Origin of the sequence: Neorhizobium galegae, from assembly GCF_017877055.1 — a bacterium.
In the GTDB taxonomy this organism is placed as follows: domain Bacteria; phylum Pseudomonadota; class Alphaproteobacteria; order Rhizobiales; family Rhizobiaceae; genus Neorhizobium; species Neorhizobium galegae_D.
The window spans coordinates 1,899,479-1,914,766 of sequence record NZ_JAGIPG010000001.1; the positions used below are offsets into that span (position 1 = coordinate 1,899,479).

The window sequence follows — 15,288 nt, forward strand, 5'->3', positions numbered from 1 at the left end:
TTCAGCTTACCTAACACACACCCTTGTGCCTGCCTATGGCAAGATATAGCCCTCAGACCGGCCCGTCTGTCGCAGACCGCTCAGGCGGCCTGCATGTCCTCGACGGATTGCGGCGCCGGCAAGGACTTGATCTCCGCCGTGGCGGCGATGTTTTGCCACGAGATCATCTCCAGCGTGCCGTCGAAATTCTCGGCAATCGCCGTGCAGCTTTCCACCCAGTCGCCGGTATTGACGTAGTGGATGCCGTCGATGTCTTCCATGACGGCGTGATGGATATGGCCGCAGATGACGCCGTCGACATTGTTGCGGCGGGCTTCGTCGGCGACGACCCGCTGGAATTCGCCGATGAAATTGACGGCATGCTTGACCTGCAGCTTGGCCCAGGCGGAGAAGGACCAGTAGGGCATGCCGAGGCGGCGGCGGATGGCGGCAAGGCCGATATTGATGACGATCGCCGCGTCATAGGCCCAGTCGCCGAGATAGGCGAGCAGGCGGGCGTTGCGAACCACGACGTCGAATTCGTCGCCGTGCAGGATCAGGTATTTCTTGCCGTCGGCCATTTCGTAGATTTCGCGCTCGGCGACTTCGATGCCGCCGAAATGGGTGCCCGGGAAGGAGCGCAGGAATTCGTCGTGGTTGCCGGGGATGTAGACGATGCGGGTGCCCTTGCGCGCCTTGCGCAGCAGCTTCTGGACCACGTCGTTGCAGCCCTGCGGCCAGTACCAGTTGCGCTTCAGCCGCCAGCCGTCGACGATGTCGCCGACCAGGAAAATGGTCTCCGCTTCGTGATAACGCAGGAAACCCAGGAGAAAATCCGTTCGGGCCGCCTTGGAGCCCAGATGAACGTCCGAAATGAAGAGCGTTCTGAAATGCCTTGTATCCATCTCACCGGTCACGAAGTCGTCCTTTCGCTGCCGCTTCTGGTGGCTTCAAAACCAGACTCGTGTTTCAGGATGATGACAAAGGCCGGGAAAAGCCCGTCCCGGCGCTCCGATCGGCCATGTTCCAATTTCCGCCATCACCCCAAATTAGCTGCTGTCGCTGCCGATCGATTGATGTAAGGAGAGGTCTCTCCTTTCGACCCCTCAAAGACAGAACAAGCAAGCCAGGAGGAAACATGAACGCGCAGGACAAACCGAAGGCGCCGACCATGCCGGTCAGCGGCGATCTCGACGAGCAGGCGCTGTTCTTCCACCGCTACCCGCGGCCCGGCAAGCTGGAGATTCAGGCAACCAAGCCGCTCGGCAACCAGCGCGACCTGGCGCTTGCCTATTCCCCGGGCGTCGCAGCCCCATGTCTCGCGATTCGCGACAATCCGGATATGGCCGCGGACTATACCGCCCGCGCCAACCTCGTCGCCGTCGTCTCCAACGGCTCGGCCGTCCTGGGGCTCGGCAATATCGGGCCACTGGCTTCCAAGCCCGTCATGGAAGGCAAGGCCGTCCTCTTCAAGAAATTCGCCGGCATCGACGTTTTCGACATCGAGATCGACGCGCCCGGCATCGAGGCGATGGTCTCGACCGTCTCGGCGCTCGAGCCGACCTTCGGCGGCATCAACCTCGAAGATATCAAGTCGCCGGAATGTTTCGAAGTCGAGCGCCGGCTGCGCGAAAAAATGAACATCCCGGTCTTCCACGACGACCAGCACGGCACGGCGATCATCGTCGCAGCCGCCGTCTTGAACGGTCTGGAGCTCGCGGGCAAGAACATCGCCGACGTCAAGATCGTCACGTCAGGCGCGGGTGCTGCCGCGCTCGCCTGCCTGCATCTCCTCGTCTCGCTCGGCGCGAAGAAGGAGAACATCTGGGTCCACGACATCGAAGGCCTCGTCTATGACGGGCGCAACACGCTGATGGACGAGTGGAAGGAAATCTACGCCCAGAAGTCCGAAAAGCGTGTCCTTGCCGACAGCATCGGCGGCGCCGACGTGTTTCTTGGCCTCTCCGCCGCCGGCGTGCTGAAGCCAGAACTGCTGGCACAGATGGCCGAAAAGCCGCTGATCATGGCGCTCGCCAATCCGACACCGGAAATCATGCCCGAGCTTGCCCGAGCCGCCCGTCCCGACGCGATGATCTGCACCGGCCGTTCGGACTTCCCGAACCAGGTCAACAACGTGCTGTGTTTCCCCTATATCTTCCGCGGTGCGCTCGATTGCGGCGCCCGGACGATCAACGAGGAAATGAAGATGGCGGCGGTCAAGGCAATCGCAGCGCTTGCCCGCGAGGAAGTCTCCGACGTTGCCGCTCGCGCCTATTCCGGCGAGACGCCGATCTTCGGCGCCGACTACCTCATCCCCTCGCCCTTCGATCCGCGCCTCATCCTGCGCATTGCTCCGGCGGTTGCCAAAGCCGCCGCCGAGACCGGCGTCGCCTCGCGGCCGATCCATGATTTCGAGGCCTATCTCGATCAGTTGAACCGCTTTGTCTGGCGCTCCGGCTTCGTCATGAAACCGATCTTCAGCGCTGCCAAGGTTTCCGAAAAGAACCGCGTAATCTTCTCCGAAGGTGAAGACGAGCGCGTCTTGCGCGCCGCCCAGGTTCTGCTCGAGGAGAAGACGGCGACCCCGATCCTGATCGGCCGCCCTTCGGTCATCGAGGCGCGGCTTGCCCGTTTCGGCATCCGCATCCGCCCGAATGTCGATTTCGCCGTGGTCAACCCGGAAGACGATCCGCGCTATCGCGACTATGTCGACGAATATTTCGCGTTGGTCGGCCGCGAAGGCATCAATCCGGAAGCGGCGCGCACCATCGTGCGCACCAACAATACCGTGATCGGCGCGCTCGCGGTCAAGCGCGGCGATGCGGACGCGTTGATCTGCGGCGTCGAAGGCCGTTACGACAAGCACCTCAGCGACGTAAACCAGATCATCGGCAAGCGGCCGGACGTCTGCGCCTTTTCGGGCCTCAGCCTGGTGATCTCGCAGCGCGGCGCGATGTTCTTCACCGACACCTTCGTCAACTACAACCCGTCCGCGCAGGAAATCGCCGAGATCACCGTTCTGGCGGCCGAGGAAATCCGCCGCTTCGGCATCACCCCGAAAGCGGCGCTGATCTGCCATTCGAATTTTGGTTCGCGCGATTCGGAAAGCGCTCAGAAGATGCGGACCGCCCTGAAGCTTGTACGTCAGCGGGCGCCGGAGCTGGAAGTGGACGGCGAAATGCAGGGCGGCTCGGCGCTGTCAGAAACGCTGCGCAAGCGGGCCATGCCGAACAGCTCGCTGACCGGCGAGGCCAACCTGCTGGTCTTCCCGAACCTCGACGCGGCAAATATCTCACTCGGTCTGGTCCGCAACCTGACGGACGCTCTGCATGTCGGCCCCATTCTTCTGGGAGCCGCCCAGCCGGCGCATATCCTGTCGTCCTCGGTCACGTCGCGCGGCGTGGTGAACATGGCGGCGCTGGCCGTCGTAGAAGCCTCGCAGCCAAATCTGCAATCTCAATCTTAAGTTGTGACCGATCCCATGCATAGGCGCGAGCCCCGTTTGGGGCTCACCCGGTGCTTGAGATCTGTTTTCGTATGTGGTGATCGCCACTTTATGAGATTGTCAACTGGCACGTTCCATGATGCCATCTCCCACTCATGGAGAGGATGCCGGAATTGCCGATACCGCTTCGCGGCCTGCTGACCATACCGCTCTTGCTTCTGCCGGCCGCAGCGCTGGCGGGGGACCCTGCCGTTTGTGCAGCCCTTTACCGGAAACTCGGAAACAGCCCGCAGATCATCGGCAACACGTCTGCGGCGCGCAGTTACGCCCAGCAGCTTGGCGAATACAATGCCGATATCCGCGAGCTCAGGATCGACATGCGCCGGGCCGGCTGCGGCAACGGCAGCGTCGTGGTTCTGGGTGGCCCGAATGCCGAGGTCTGCGGCCAGATGCGGGATGCACTGGACAGAATGGAGCAGAGCCGCGATGCGCTGGCGGCGGAACGGAACAGCTCGCGGCAGATGATCCTGCCCTCGGAAGAGCGGAATGCCATTCTCGCCGCCATTCGCGAACAGCGCTGCATCCCCTCTTTCGAGCCTCTTCCGCCTGTGGTCGACGACCGGCGAAAGGTGCCGGGGATCGAACTGCCCAGGCAGGAGGAGCCCTATTCCGGGATCACCAAACTGCAGACGCGCCCGCCGCAGGCCGCAGTCCAGCGGCCGGTGCTCACACCGCCACCGGAGCGAGCCTACGATCCGAACAAGAAGGTGCGCACCGTCGGGCCGACCTTCCTGCCCGACGAGAGCATCGATCTCGCCAATCCGAAATCGGCAGGACCGCAGCCGCAGCAATAGTCAGCGGTTCTCCCATCGGTCCTGAAAGATTAGCTCGTCCAGGGTCAGGCGCTGGCGCCAGCCCTTGAGCGCCAGCTCCGGCTCGCCATAGAGCCGGTCGACATAACCGAGGCAGAGCCAGGCGACGATCTCGATGCGGTCGGGAATACCGAGCAGCCCGCGCACGTCCTCGTCGCGAAAAATGCTGACCCAGCCGACGCCGACGCCCTCCGCCCTTGCCGCGAGCCACAAGTTCTGCACGGCGCAGACGGTCGAATAGGCGTCCATGCGCGGATTGTGGGTACGGCCGAGCACGACCGGGCCGGCGCGATCCGGATCACAGGTGACGCAGATCGACAGCGGCGCCTTGCGGATGCCTTCGAGCTTGAGGCTGCGGTACAAGTCGCGGTTTTCCTCGGCAAACATTTCCACCGCCTCGTCATTGGCGCTCGAAAAGGCGGTCCATGCGGCCTCCCGTATCGCCCGATCGCGGATGAGGATGAAATTCCAGGGCTGCATGAAACCGACCGAGGGGGCGGCATGCGCGGCCCCGAGCAACCGCATCACCAGTTCGTCCGGCAGCGGATCGGGCAGAAACTGGTCGCGCACGTCGCGGCGGGTCTCGATCGCCCGGTAGACGGCCGCACGTTCGCTCTTGGAAAATTCACCGGCAGGCAGCAAGGCATGCGCGAAAGGATCAGGTCGCATCGTTTATCCCCAACAATGCTGTCGCTCACCCTGTCCTTCAGAGACGAGGAGAGGTCCGAAACCTTTCCGCCGTCCGCGCGGGCTGGTCTATCTCGTCAGGCCGGTCTTCTGACTTGGCTTCGTCCGCCTCTCGCCGCCGCCTTCCCGGTTTCCCAGTGGCTTTCATATCCTGCGGCCGAGCGTCCACCTCACAGCGTTGGGCACGTTCCGGTTCCACCCCGGATTCCCGATTCTCCGGCTTGTCGCCGGCACCTGACAGGATCGGTTATGCCCTCACGCCATCCTCGGCGCAAGGTGCTCATGCGACGGGGAAATAGCGCACATAGGCAAATTCATCACCGCTAGGTGACCAGTTGGGCGAGTTCATCGTGCCCTGCCCGCCGAAGAGATCGAACAGCGTCTCGACATTGCCGCCGTCCATGTCCATCAGCCGGACGCGGACATTCAAGTCGCGCGGATGGTCGAAGACATCGGCGTCGTAGGAGACGAAGACGATCTTGTCACCCTTCGGTGACGGATGCGGAAACCAGTCGCCGTAAACGCTGTCGGTGATCCGCTCGGCAGGGCCGCCGGCGGCCGGAACGCGCCAGATCTGCATCCGTCCGGTGCGGCTGGAATTGAAATAGATCCAGGCGCCATCCGGCGAATAGTCCGGCCCGTCATTGCGGCCCTCGGCGAATGTCAGCCGCGTCTCTTCGCCGCCCTCGATGCCGATCGTATAGATGTCGAAGTCGTCGCCCCGGATGCCGCAATAGGCGAAGCTTTTTCCGTTGGGTGACCAGCCATGCCAGTAGGAGGGCAGCTTCCGGGTTACCAGACTTGGCGCACCGCCTTCGGCAGGCAAGACATAGATCGCCGATTTGCCGAACTCTACCTTGTCGGAAATGGCGATCAGCGAACCGTCCGGCGAAATGCCGTGGTCGTTGTTGCATTGCCGGGCGAAGCCGGTATCGACCATTTCAGGCCCGCCGTCACCGTCCGGAGACAGCCGATAGATGAGGCCATCGCTGTTCAGCATCAGGTAACGCCCGTCGGGCGACCAGTTGGGCGCCTCGAACAGGGCTTCCGTCTGCCAGACCACCCGCATCGTCCTCGTTCGAATATTGAAGATCTCGACCGAGCTGCGCAGGGCCATGATCCCTCTCCTACCGATCCCTGAAGCGGTTGGTGATCGGGTAACGCCGGTCGCGGCCGAAATTCTTCTTGGTGATTTTTACGCCGGGTGCGGATTGGCGCCGCTTGTATTCGGCGAGATAAAGCAGGTGCTCGATCCGGTGCACGGTGGCGATGTCGTGGCCGCGGGCGATAATCTCCTCGGTGCCCATCTCCAACTCGACGAGGCACTCCAGAATGTCGTCGAGCACCGGATAGGGCGGCAGCGAATCCTGGTCGGTCTGGTTGGGCCTGAGTTCCGCGGACGGGGCCTTGGAGATGATGTTCTTCGGGATCACCTCGCCGCTCGGCCCCAGCGCCGTCGGCGGCAGGTGTTGGTTGCGCCAGGCGGCCAGCGCATAGACCTGCATCTTGTAGAGGTCCTTGATCGGGTTGAAGCCGCCGTTCATGTCGCCGTAGAGGGTCGCGTAACCGACCGACATTTCCGACTTGTTGCCGGTCGTCACCACCATCGAGCCGAACTTGTTGGAGATCGCCATCAGGATCGTGCCGCGCGCACGGCTCTGGAGATTCTCCTCGGTAATGCCCTCCTCGGTTCCCTCGAACAGTTCGGCCAGCGCCGACGAAAAACCGTCCACCGGCTCGGCGATCTGCACGATGTCGTAACGGCAGCCGAGCGCCCTGGCGCAATCGGCCGCATCCTTCAGCGAATCCTCGGAGGTGTAGCGATAGGGCAGCATCACCGTGCGCACCCGCTCCTCGCCCAGCGCATCGACGGCGATCGCCGCGCAGATGGCGCTGTCGATGCCGCCGGACAGGCCGAGCACGACCGACTTGAAGCCGTTCTTGTTGACATAGTCGCGGAAGCCTAAGAGGCAGGCGCGGTAATCCGCCTCCTCCCTTTCCGGAATGCGCGCCATCGGGCCACGTGCACAATGCCAGGTCTCGCCAATCCGTCTCCACTCGGTGACGGCGACGGCTGGCTCGAACTGGCTCATCTGGAAGGCGAGCGACTTGTCCACGTTGAAGGCGAAGCTGGCGCCGTCGAAGACCAGCTCGTCCTGGCCGCCGAGCTGGGCCGCGTAGATCATCGGCAGGCCGGTCTCGATCACCTGTTTCAGAACGACCTGATGGCGGATATCCACCTTGCCGCGATAATAGGGGGAGCCGTTCGGCACCAGCAGGATTTCTGCGCCGCTTTCCGACAGGGTCTCGCAGACGCCGAGATCGCCCCAGATGTCCTCGCAGATCGGGATGCCGAGCCGCACGCCCCGGAAATTCACCGGTCCGGGCATTTCGCCGGCGATGAAGACGCGCTTTTCGTCGAACTCGCCATAGTTCGGCAGGTCGATCTTGTCGCGCACCGCGATCACCTTGCCGCCGTCGAGCACGGCGATCGAGTTGTGCCGGCCTTCCTCGCCCTGGCGCGGGAAGCCGATGATGACACCCGGTCCACCATCCGCCGTATCGGCAGCAAGCTCCTCCACCGCCTTCAGGCAGGCCTTCAGGAAAGCCGGCTTCAGGACGAGGTCTTCCGGCGGATAACCGGACAGGAAGAGCTCGGTGAACAGGATGAGATCCGCCTCCTCGCGGGCGGCATCTCTTCGGGCTTCACGAGCCAGCGCCAGATTGCCGGCGATATCGCCGACGGTCGGGTTGAGCTGCGCGACGGCGATGCGGAAAGTCTGGCTGATGTCCTGGGTCATGGTACCGATTTAGCGTCAGCCGCAGGCGGCGGCAACGTTGTTCCGTGAGTTTTTTGTCGTTCAGGCAGATGCAGGACGATCGCCCGGATAATGCGGCACGCCGTCCTCCGGCAGTTCGTAGAAATCTCCCTTGTCGGCGCAGTAGATATGCTCGCCCATGACCAGCCCGCTCGGCTGATCGAAGGCACCCGCGAGGATGGAAATGCTTGCCGCGCCCTCAGCCTGCCAGAACAGCGCCGAACCGCATCGCGAGCAGAAGCCGCGCCGCGCCTCGTCGCTGGCACGATACCAGCTCAGCGTCTCCTCGCCTTCGAGCGTCATGTTCTCGACGCGAACGCTGGTGGCCGCATAATAGAGCCCGGTCTGGCGACGGCATTGCGAACAATGGCAGGCCGTGACCGTCCGCAGCGGCCCAACCGTCTCAAAGCGGATCGCACCGCACAGGCAACGACCGCTGTTTTTCTGCTGCATGCACCATCCCCGACGACCACCATACGCCCAGTGTCGCGAGCACGAGCCTCGGGGTCAAATCTATTCGGCTGATGATGACCATCAGGGGAAATAATACGAAGAAGGCCGGCGTCACCGCCGGCCTTCTCTGATTTCCAACCATCGTGAGCGGCGGTTCAGCCGTTGACGACCATCCGCTTTTCGTCGCGGCCGCTCTTCATCCGCTCGGCGAGCAGGAAGGCCAGTTCCAGCGCCTGGTCAGCGTTGAGGCGCGGGTCGCAATGGGTGTGGTAACGGTCCTGCAGATCGCCAGCCGTGACGGCACGGGCGCCGCCGGTGCATTCGGTGACGTCCTTGCCGGTCATCTCGATATGGATGCCGCCCGGATGGGTGCCTTCCGCGCGATGGATCTGGAAGAAGCTCTCGACCTCCGACAGGATCCGCTCGAACGGCCGGGTCTTGTAGTTGTTGAGGGTGATCGTGTTGCCGTGCATCGGGTCGCAGGACCAGACGACCTTTTTGCCCTCACGCTCGACAGCGCGGATCAGCTTGGGCAGGTTCTCGGCAACCTTGTCATGACCGAAACGGCAGATCAGCGTCAGGCGGCCGGCTTCGTTGGCCGGGTTCAGCGCGTCGATGAGCTCGATCAGGTTGTCGGCCTGCAGCGATGGGCCGCATTTGAGACCGATCGGGTTCTTGATGCCGCGGAAATATTCGACATGCGCATGGTCGAGCTGGCGGGTGCGGTCGCCGATCCACAGCATGTGGCCTGACGTCGCGTACCAATCGCCGGACGTGGAGTCGATGCGCGTGAAGGCTTCTTCGTAACCGAGAAGCAGCGCCTCATGGCTGGTGAAGAAGTCCGTCTCGCGCAGGCTCGGCTGGTTTTCCGAGGTGATGCCGATCGCGGTCATGAAGTCCATGGTCTCGCTGATGCGGTCTGCGAGCTTGCGGTAACGTTCGCCCTGGGGGCTATCCTTGACGAAACCGAGCATCCACTTGTGGACGTTTTCGAGATTGGCGTAGCCGCCCATGGCGAACGCGCGCAAAAGATTGAGGGTTGCCGCCGACTGGCGATAGGCCATCATCTGGCGTTCCGGATCGGGAATGCGCGACTCCGGCGAAAACTCGATGCCGTTGATGATATCGCCGCGGTAGGACGGCAGTTCGACGCCTCCCTGCACCTCGACATTCGAAGAACGCGGCTTGGCGAACTGACCGGCGATGCGGCCGACCTTGACGACCGGAAGCTGGGCGCCATAGGTCAGGACAACCGCCATCTGCAGGAACGAACGGAAGAAGTCACGGATATTGTCCGCACCGTGTTCGACGAAGCTCTCGGCGCAGTCGCCGCCCTGCAGCAGGAAGGCATTGCCTTCCGCGACGCTGGCGAGCTGCTTCTTCAGGCGGCGGGCTTCACCGGCAAACACGAGCGGCGGAAAGGTCGCGAGCTGAGCCTCAGTCGCTGCCAATGCGGCCTTGTCCGGAAATTCAGGGACCTGCTGGATCGGTTTTTGCCGCCAACTGCTCGGGGTCCAGTTCTGTGCCATCTCGCTCACCTGTTTCAGCCTCGGCCATCCTCTGCCGGGCAAGTCCTTAAAATCGAGGCGGCTTATAGACCTTAACAGCCCCGTTGCATAGCCGTTTTGCCCGCTTTCACCGCCGGCTCGTCCCCCGCGATATGGCCACGAATATCAAGCTGGCGCCGCACCCGGTCGGATCGCATGCAGTATGAATTCAGGACATGGCTTGAATTTTAGTCCCGTTCTTAGCCACAACTTCACGAATTTGCGCGACGTTTCGCGCAGGGTTTTCTTGCTGGGGAGCAGGCGATGCATCCGATGACACGTTTCTGGAAGGATCGCCGCGGCAATTTCGGCGTCATGACCGCCTTTCTGTTGGTTCCGCTGATTGGAACAGCCGGCATGGCGCTCGATTTCGGCCACGCGCTCACCGTCAAGCAGCAACTCGTGGGCGCGGCCGATGCGGCCGCCGTCGGCGCCATTGCCGAGAAATCAAAGGCTGTCGCCCAGGCGATGCAACTGCCGGGGGACGGGAGCGTGGCGCTAGATCCGGCCGAGGCCCGAAGCATCTTCCTCGGTCAGATGTCCGGCGAGCTTTCCTCCCTGCCGGTCAGCGTCGATATCGAGGTCGCGAAGAACAACGGCATCCTCACCTCGCGCGTATCGTTCAGCGCAACCTTGCCGACCACTTTCATGACGATCCTCGGCAAGGACGACATTACCGTGTCCGGCCGGGCCACCGCGCAGTACCAGACGCCGTCGTTCCTCGACTTCTACATGCTGCTCGACAACACGCCGTCGATGGGGGTCGGGGCCAACTCGAAGGCCATCGACGACATGAAATACGCAACTCGCAACGGTGACAGCAAGGGCAACAACAAAGAGTGCGCCTTTGCCTGCCATATCGTTTTCGAGGACGGAAAAGAAGATCCAAACAGCTATTACAACGTCGCCAAGCAGAACCGCATCCCCATTCGTATCGATGTCGTCGCCGAAGCAACGGAAACTTTGATGAAAACGGCAACGGATACGCAGACCGTGCCCGGCCAGTTTCGTATGGCGGCCTACACCTTCGGGGAACGGGCGCAGGACGCAAAGCTCTTCAAGGTCGCCGAACTGAGCGAAAACCTTTCTTCGGTCGGTGATGCAACTGAAAAGATCAGACTGATGAGCATTCCAAAGCAGAACTACAACAGCGATCAACAAACCAGCTTTGATGACGCTCTGACGCGCATTGGGGATGAGATCCTCAGTAAACCAGCGTATGGCCTACCGGGAAACGGCACGAGCAAGGCCGACCGCCAGAAGATTGTTTTCCTGGTGGCCGATGGTGTAGGCGACAGCTACAAACCGAACGGTTGCACCAGCGAGAAAGGTCTGGTGACGAACACAGCAGGCCGTTGTATCGAGCCTATCGATACAAAATTCTGTCAGAAGCTGAAGGAAAAGAACATCCGCATTGCGGTGCTCTACACCACATATCTGCCGCTACACAGCAATGACTTTTGGAAAAAGTGGGTAGAGCCGTTCGATGACAGCATTTCTACGAAGATGAAGGAATGCGCGAGCCCCGGTTATTTCTTCGAAGTCTCGCTCGAGCAGGGCATCGCGGACGCCATGAATACCCTTTTCCACAAGATCGTCAGCGCGCCGCGCATCACCAGCTAGCCCAGCGCCGAAGCCGGGAGCGCGTCAGACGCGCTCGCCGTTCTTCACCCGGTAGCTCGGATTGTACATGGTGACGAGTTCCTCGGACGCCGTCGGATGGACGGCCATGGTGCGGTCGAAATCATCCTTGGTGACGCCGGCCTTCAGCGAAATACCGAGAAGCTGCGCCATCTCGCCGGCATCGTGGCCGAGGATGTGGGCTCCGACCACCTTGCGGCTTGCCGCATCGACGACCAGCTTCATGATCATCTTCTCGGCCCGTCCCGAAAGCGTCGCCTTCATCGGCCGGAATTCGGCGCGGTAGATCTCGATCTCCGGATAGCGCTTGGCGGCCTCCTCTTCCGACAGGCCGACCGTGCCGATCTCCGGCTGCGAGAAGACGGCGGTGGCGATCAGATCATGGTCGGGGGCGGTCGGATTGTCCTTGTATTCGGTTTCGATGAAGCACATCGCCTCGTGGATCGCCACGGGCGTCAGCTGTACCCGGTCGGTGACATCGCCGAGCGCATAGATATGCGGCACGCTGGTGCGGGAATATCTGTCGACGACGATGGCACCACGTTCGTTCACCTCGACGCCGGCGGCCTCCAGGCCCAATCCCGTGGTATTCGGATCGCGGCCGAGCGCCAGCATGATGGTGTCGACAGCGATCGTCTCGCCGTTCATGGTCCTGGCGACAAGCCCGCCGGCCGCCGCCTTGGTGATTTCCTCGATCACGTCGGTGAGGACGATGCGAATCCCCTTCTCGACCATCGCCTTGTGCAGGCCCTGGCGCATGTCGTGGTCGAAGCGCGAGAGGATCTCCTTGCCGCGATAGATCAGCGTCACGTCGACGCCGAGGCCGTGGAAGATGTTGGCGAATTCGACCGCGATATAGCCGCCGCCGGCGATCAGGATGGAGCGCGGCAGTTCGGGCAGGTCGAAGGCCTCGTTGGACGAGATGCAGAGCTCGTGGCCGGGCAGCGCCGCATGCGGGTTGGGTGCGCCGCCGGTGGCGATCACGATCTTTTCGGCGGTCACCGTCTTGCCGGTCTTCACGAGCCGGATCGTATGCGCATCGACCAGCTCGGCGCGGGTCTCCAGGATTTCCGCACCGTTGTTTTCAAGACCCCTGCGATAGAGGCCTTCGAGACGGGCGATCTCCCTGTCCTTGGCGGCGATCAGCTTCTTCCAGTCGAACGTGCTTGCTCCGACTTCCCAGCCGTAACCGACCGCATCCTCGAAATGTTCATGGTATTGCGATGCGTAGACGAAGAGCTTCTTCGGCACGCAGCCGCGGATGACGCAGGTGCCACCGAAACGATATTCCTCGGCGATCGCCACCCGCTTGCCAAGCGATGCCGCCACGCGCCCGGCCCTCACGCCGCCCGATCCGCCGCCAATCACGAAGAGATCATAGTCATAGGCGGTCATAATATTCTCCTTGAGAGCAGGCAGCTGGATGTGGCTCACATATAGGGACGAGAGACCCAAAAGGAAAAGCCCGGATTGCTCCGGGCTTCCTTAAAATTCGGCGGGTCGACGATGCTATCAGGGCTTCGGCGCGGGCGCCGGGGCCGGGGCCGGCTTGGCGGCCGGGGCGGCGGGCTTGGCCGGAGCGGTGGCGGCCGGAGCAGCTGGCTTGGCCGCAGGCGCAGCAGCGGGTTTTGCCGGTGCCGGCGGAGTAGCAGGCTTTGCCGGCGCTGGAGCAGCAGCCTGTGCTTCCGCCGGAGCCGGATCGACGACGGGCGCATGGATCGGGTTAGCGTCGATAATGCCGCGCAGCTTTTCCGAACTCTGGTTGGTCAGATCGCGGGAAATCCCGTTTGCCCAGATTTCGGCGGCCTTGGTCAATTCGCGGCTGACGAGCGGCTGGGTGGTCAAGAGCTTCTTGCCGGTATCCGTGCTGAAGAAGGTGGAAATCGACTTCAGTTCATCGACCGAGAAGCTCTTGGCGTAGATCGTCGCGGCTTCCCTTTCCAGATCGGCACGGCGCGGTGCAAGCACAAGCGCCTGCTCATCGACGACGTTGGAGATCTGACCCTGGAAGTTCGGAGAAGCCTGGATGAACTGGGCCTTCAGACGCTCTGCCAGGTTGGGCAGGATATTGTCGTAGCGATCCGTGACGTTGAGTGCCGAGATCGCGTTGCGCGCAGCGGCAAGCTGGGCTTCCGAAACTTCCTGCGCGCGAGCCGATACCGCGAAGGCGCCGGAGAAGAGGATGGCCACAGCGGCGGCACGGCCGAGAACCGCGAATCTGATCATGAGTTGCTTGCTCCTAGTTTACTTCGCCTCGAGCGTCCGCGCTCCAGCCTCACCGGCAATGATCGCTAAGGACGCCATATGAATGAACAGCCCGTGTTCCACGACACCGGGAATGAAATTAAGCTCCGCCGACAGTGCGTCTGCATCAGGAATGCGGCCAAAAGATGCGTCGAAAATGTAGTGGCCGCCATCCGTCGTGAAGACTTCAGCCCCCGATTTGCGCAGCTTCAACTCGCCGGTCAATCCTAACCGGGAAGCGGCCTTTTCGATGGCAATCTGCGTCGCCGTCTGGCCGAAGGGATTGATCTCGATCGGTAGCGGATAGGCTCCGAGCATGCCGACCAGCTTGCTTTCGTCGGCAATCACGATCATGCGGGCAGACGCTGCGGCGACGATCTTCTCGCGCAGCAACGCGCCGCCGCCGCCCTTGATCAGGGTCAGGTTGGCATCGATTTCGTCGGCTCCGTCGATCGTCAGATCGAGTTCCGGAAGCTCGTCGAGCGATTTCAGCGGAATGCCGAGCTCGACGCAGAGCCTCGCGGTGCGCTCGGACGTCGGCACGCTTTCGACCTTGAAGCCGCCGTGGACCTTTTCGGCAAGTAGCCTGACGAATTCGTCCGCCGTCGAACCGGTGCCGATGCCAAGCCTCATGCCGTCCTCGACATAGGTCAGTGCCGCCTGCGCCGCCTTGACTTTCATTTCCCGGGCGTCCATCCGCCAAAAGCTCCCGCTGTTTTCGCCGACCCGCTGTGTACACGCCTCTCCCGCCAAACGAAAGTCCCCTCGCGGCGGGTTTTACGAAGCCATGGGTTTTACGAAGGTGGGCGAATCTCGCATATTTGCTTTTCACGGCAGCATTGCTTAATCCGGGACATCTCCCGAACGACGTTCACGAGGTTCCATTGATCACTCCACTCGTCATTTTCGACCTCGACGGCACGCTGATCGACACCGCACCGGATCTTATCGACAGCCTCAATTATACGATCGAGGACATCGGCCTCCAGCCGGTGACCTTCGAGGATCTCACCCATCTCGTCGGCCAGGGCGTGCGCGTGATGATCCGCCGCGCCTTCGAACTTCGCCGGGTTCCGCTCGACGAGCCGACGGCGGCTAGGCTGTTCGACCGCTATATGGAGCACTACGAGTCGCAGATGCCGGGCAGAAGTCGCCCCTATGACGGCGTCGTCGCGTGTCTCGACCGCCTGTCGGCAGCCGGCATGCGGCTCGCGGTCTGCACCAACAAGTCCGAACGGCTCGCCTTCCCGCTTCTCGAGAAGCTAGACCTTCTGGACCGCTTCGTCGCGATGACCTGCGGCGATACCTTCGCCGTCCGCAAGCCGGATGCCCGGCATATTTTCGGCACCATCGAACGGGCCGGCGGCGATCCGGCGACGAGCATCATGATCGGTGACAGCGTCAACGACATCCTTGCCGCGCAGAATGCCGGCATTGCCTCGGTCGCCGTGACCTTCGGTTATTCCGACGTTGCGGTCGACATGCTCAACCCGGATCGGGTGATCGGCGGTTATGACGAGCTGACCGTAGGGATGGTGGAAACGCTGATTTCCAACGACGTGAGGCGGCTGGCGGCGGCCAAATAAAAAGGCGGCACGAGG

At 62.2% G+C, this 15,288-nt stretch carries 13 protein-coding genes and 1 riboswitch; of the genes, 4 read left to right on the plus strand and 9 right to left on the minus strand.

What is annotated here, in order from left to right:
- Positions 1 to 80 precede the first annotated feature (80 nt).
- Positions 81 to 884, minus strand: a complete 804-nt coding sequence (locus tag J2857_RS08915) for a UDP-2,3-diacylglucosamine diphosphatase (RefSeq protein WP_210010093.1) — start codon at positions 882 to 884, stop codon at positions 81 to 83.
- 233 nt (positions 885 to 1,117) lie between these two features.
- Here J2857_RS08915 and J2857_RS08920 point away from each other — a divergent pair, with 233 nt between their 5' ends.
- Together J2857_RS08920 and J2857_RS08925 are read left to right on the plus strand one after the other, a co-directional pair.
- The gene (locus tag J2857_RS08920) at positions 1,118 to 3,445 is read left to right on the plus strand and encodes an NADP-dependent malic enzyme (protein WP_210009738.1); all 2,328 of its coding nucleotides are present in this window, start codon (positions 1,118 to 1,120) and stop codon (positions 3,443 to 3,445) included.
- A 152-nt stretch (positions 3,446 to 3,597) separates the two neighbouring features.
- Positions 3,598 to 4,278 carry a hypothetical protein gene (locus tag J2857_RS08925; RefSeq protein WP_210009739.1) on the plus strand — a complete coding sequence of 227 codons (681 nt, stop codon included), beginning with the start codon at positions 3,598 to 3,600 and terminating at the stop codon, positions 4,276 to 4,278.
- Here J2857_RS08925 and bluB read toward each other — a convergent pair whose 3' ends face one another.
- The 5 genes from bluB to J2857_RS08950 form a co-directional block, all read right to left on the minus strand.
- Positions 4,279 to 4,965, minus strand: coding sequence for a 5,6-dimethylbenzimidazole synthase (bluB, locus tag J2857_RS08930; protein WP_210009740.1), 687 nt, complete (start codon positions 4,963 to 4,965; stop codon positions 4,279 to 4,281).
- 81 nt (positions 4,966 to 5,046) lie between these two features.
- Positions 5,047 to 5,236, minus strand: a riboswitch (cobalamin riboswitch).
- Positions 5,237 to 5,263: 27 nt separating this feature from the next.
- Entirely contained in the window at positions 5,264 to 6,094 is an 831-nt protein-coding gene (locus J2857_RS08935) for a TolB family protein (protein WP_210010094.1), read from the minus strand.
- Between the two features lie 16 nt (positions 6,095 to 6,110).
- Entirely contained in the window at positions 6,111 to 7,784 is a 1,674-nt protein-coding gene (locus J2857_RS08940; RefSeq protein ID WP_210009741.1) for an NAD+ synthase, read from the minus strand.
- A 60-nt stretch (positions 7,785 to 7,844) separates the two neighbouring features.
- Entirely contained in the window at positions 7,845 to 8,255 is a 411-nt protein-coding gene (locus tag J2857_RS08945; protein WP_210009742.1) for a GFA family protein, read from the minus strand.
- A gap of 155 nt (positions 8,256 to 8,410) precedes the next feature.
- On the minus strand, positions 8,411 to 9,784 hold the full coding sequence (locus J2857_RS08950) for a class II 3-deoxy-7-phosphoheptulonate synthase (RefSeq protein ID WP_210009743.1): 1,374 nt from the start codon (positions 9,782 to 9,784) through the stop codon (positions 8,411 to 8,413).
- 282 nt (positions 9,785 to 10,066) lie between these two features.
- Here J2857_RS08950 and J2857_RS08955 point away from each other — a divergent pair, with 282 nt between their 5' ends.
- Positions 10,067 to 11,425, plus strand: a complete 1,359-nt coding sequence (locus J2857_RS08955) for a TadE/TadG family type IV pilus assembly protein (protein ID WP_210009744.1) — start codon at positions 10,067 to 10,069, stop codon at positions 11,423 to 11,425.
- Between the two features lie 24 nt (positions 11,426 to 11,449).
- Here the strand turns inward: J2857_RS08955 and gor are convergent, their stop codons facing one another.
- From gor to rpiA, 3 genes are all read right to left on the minus strand, one after another.
- On the minus strand, positions 11,450 to 12,838 hold the full coding sequence (gene gor, locus J2857_RS08960; RefSeq protein ID WP_210009745.1) for a glutathione-disulfide reductase: 1,389 nt from the start codon (positions 12,836 to 12,838) through the stop codon (positions 11,450 to 11,452).
- A 117-nt stretch (positions 12,839 to 12,955) separates the two neighbouring features.
- On the minus strand, positions 12,956 to 13,669 hold the full coding sequence (locus J2857_RS31385; RefSeq protein ID WP_210009746.1) for a DUF2059 domain-containing protein: 714 nt from the start codon (positions 13,667 to 13,669) through the stop codon (positions 12,956 to 12,958).
- Positions 13,670 to 13,687: 18 nt separating this feature from the next.
- Positions 13,688 to 14,383, minus strand: coding sequence for a ribose-5-phosphate isomerase RpiA (gene rpiA, locus J2857_RS08970; RefSeq protein WP_210009747.1), 696 nt, complete (start codon positions 14,381 to 14,383; stop codon positions 13,688 to 13,690).
- 188 nt (positions 14,384 to 14,571) lie between these two features.
- Here rpiA and J2857_RS08975 point away from each other — a divergent pair, with 188 nt between their 5' ends.
- On the plus strand, positions 14,572 to 15,273 hold the full coding sequence (locus J2857_RS08975) for an HAD family hydrolase (RefSeq protein WP_210009748.1): 702 nt from the start codon (positions 14,572 to 14,574) through the stop codon (positions 15,271 to 15,273).
- The last annotated feature ends 15 nt before the right edge of the window (positions 15,274 to 15,288 follow it).

What these genes read in the sequence shown, in the direction of transcription:
- gor (WP_210009745.1), bottom strand. Translation starts at nt 12,838, where the DNA reads ATGACCGCCTATGACTATGATCTCTTCGTGATTGGCGGCGGATCGGGC.
- J2857_RS31385 (WP_210009746.1), bottom strand. Translation starts at nt 13,669, where the DNA reads ATGATCAGATTCGCGGTTCTCGGCCGTGCCGCCGCTGTGGCCATCCTC.
- rpiA (WP_210009747.1), bottom strand. Translation starts at nt 14,383, where the DNA reads ATGGACGCCCGGGAAATGAAAGTCAAGGCGGCGCAGGCGGCACTGACC.
- J2857_RS08940 (WP_210009741.1), bottom strand. Translation starts at nt 7,784, where the DNA reads ATGACCCAGGACATCAGCCAGACTTTCCGCATCGCCGTCGCGCAGCTC.
- J2857_RS08945 (WP_210009742.1), bottom strand. Translation starts at nt 8,255, where the DNA reads ATGCAGCAGAAAAACAGCGGTCGTTGCCTGTGCGGTGCGATCCGCTTT.
- J2857_RS08950 (WP_210009743.1), bottom strand. Translation starts at nt 9,784, where the DNA reads ATGGCACAGAACTGGACCCCGAGCAGTTGGCGGCAAAAACCGATCCAG.
- J2857_RS08915 (WP_210010093.1), bottom strand. Translation starts at nt 884, where the DNA reads ATGGATACAAGGCATTTCAGAACGCTCTTCATTTCGGACGTTCATCTG.
- bluB (WP_210009740.1), bottom strand. Translation starts at nt 4,965, where the DNA reads ATGCGACCTGATCCTTTCGCGCATGCCTTGCTGCCTGCCGGTGAATTT.
- J2857_RS08920 (WP_210009738.1), top strand. Translation starts at nt 1,118, where the DNA reads ATGAACGCGCAGGACAAACCGAAGGCGCCGACCATGCCGGTCAGCGGC.
- J2857_RS08955 (WP_210009744.1), top strand. Translation starts at nt 10,067, where the DNA reads ATGCATCCGATGACACGTTTCTGGAAGGATCGCCGCGGCAATTTCGGC.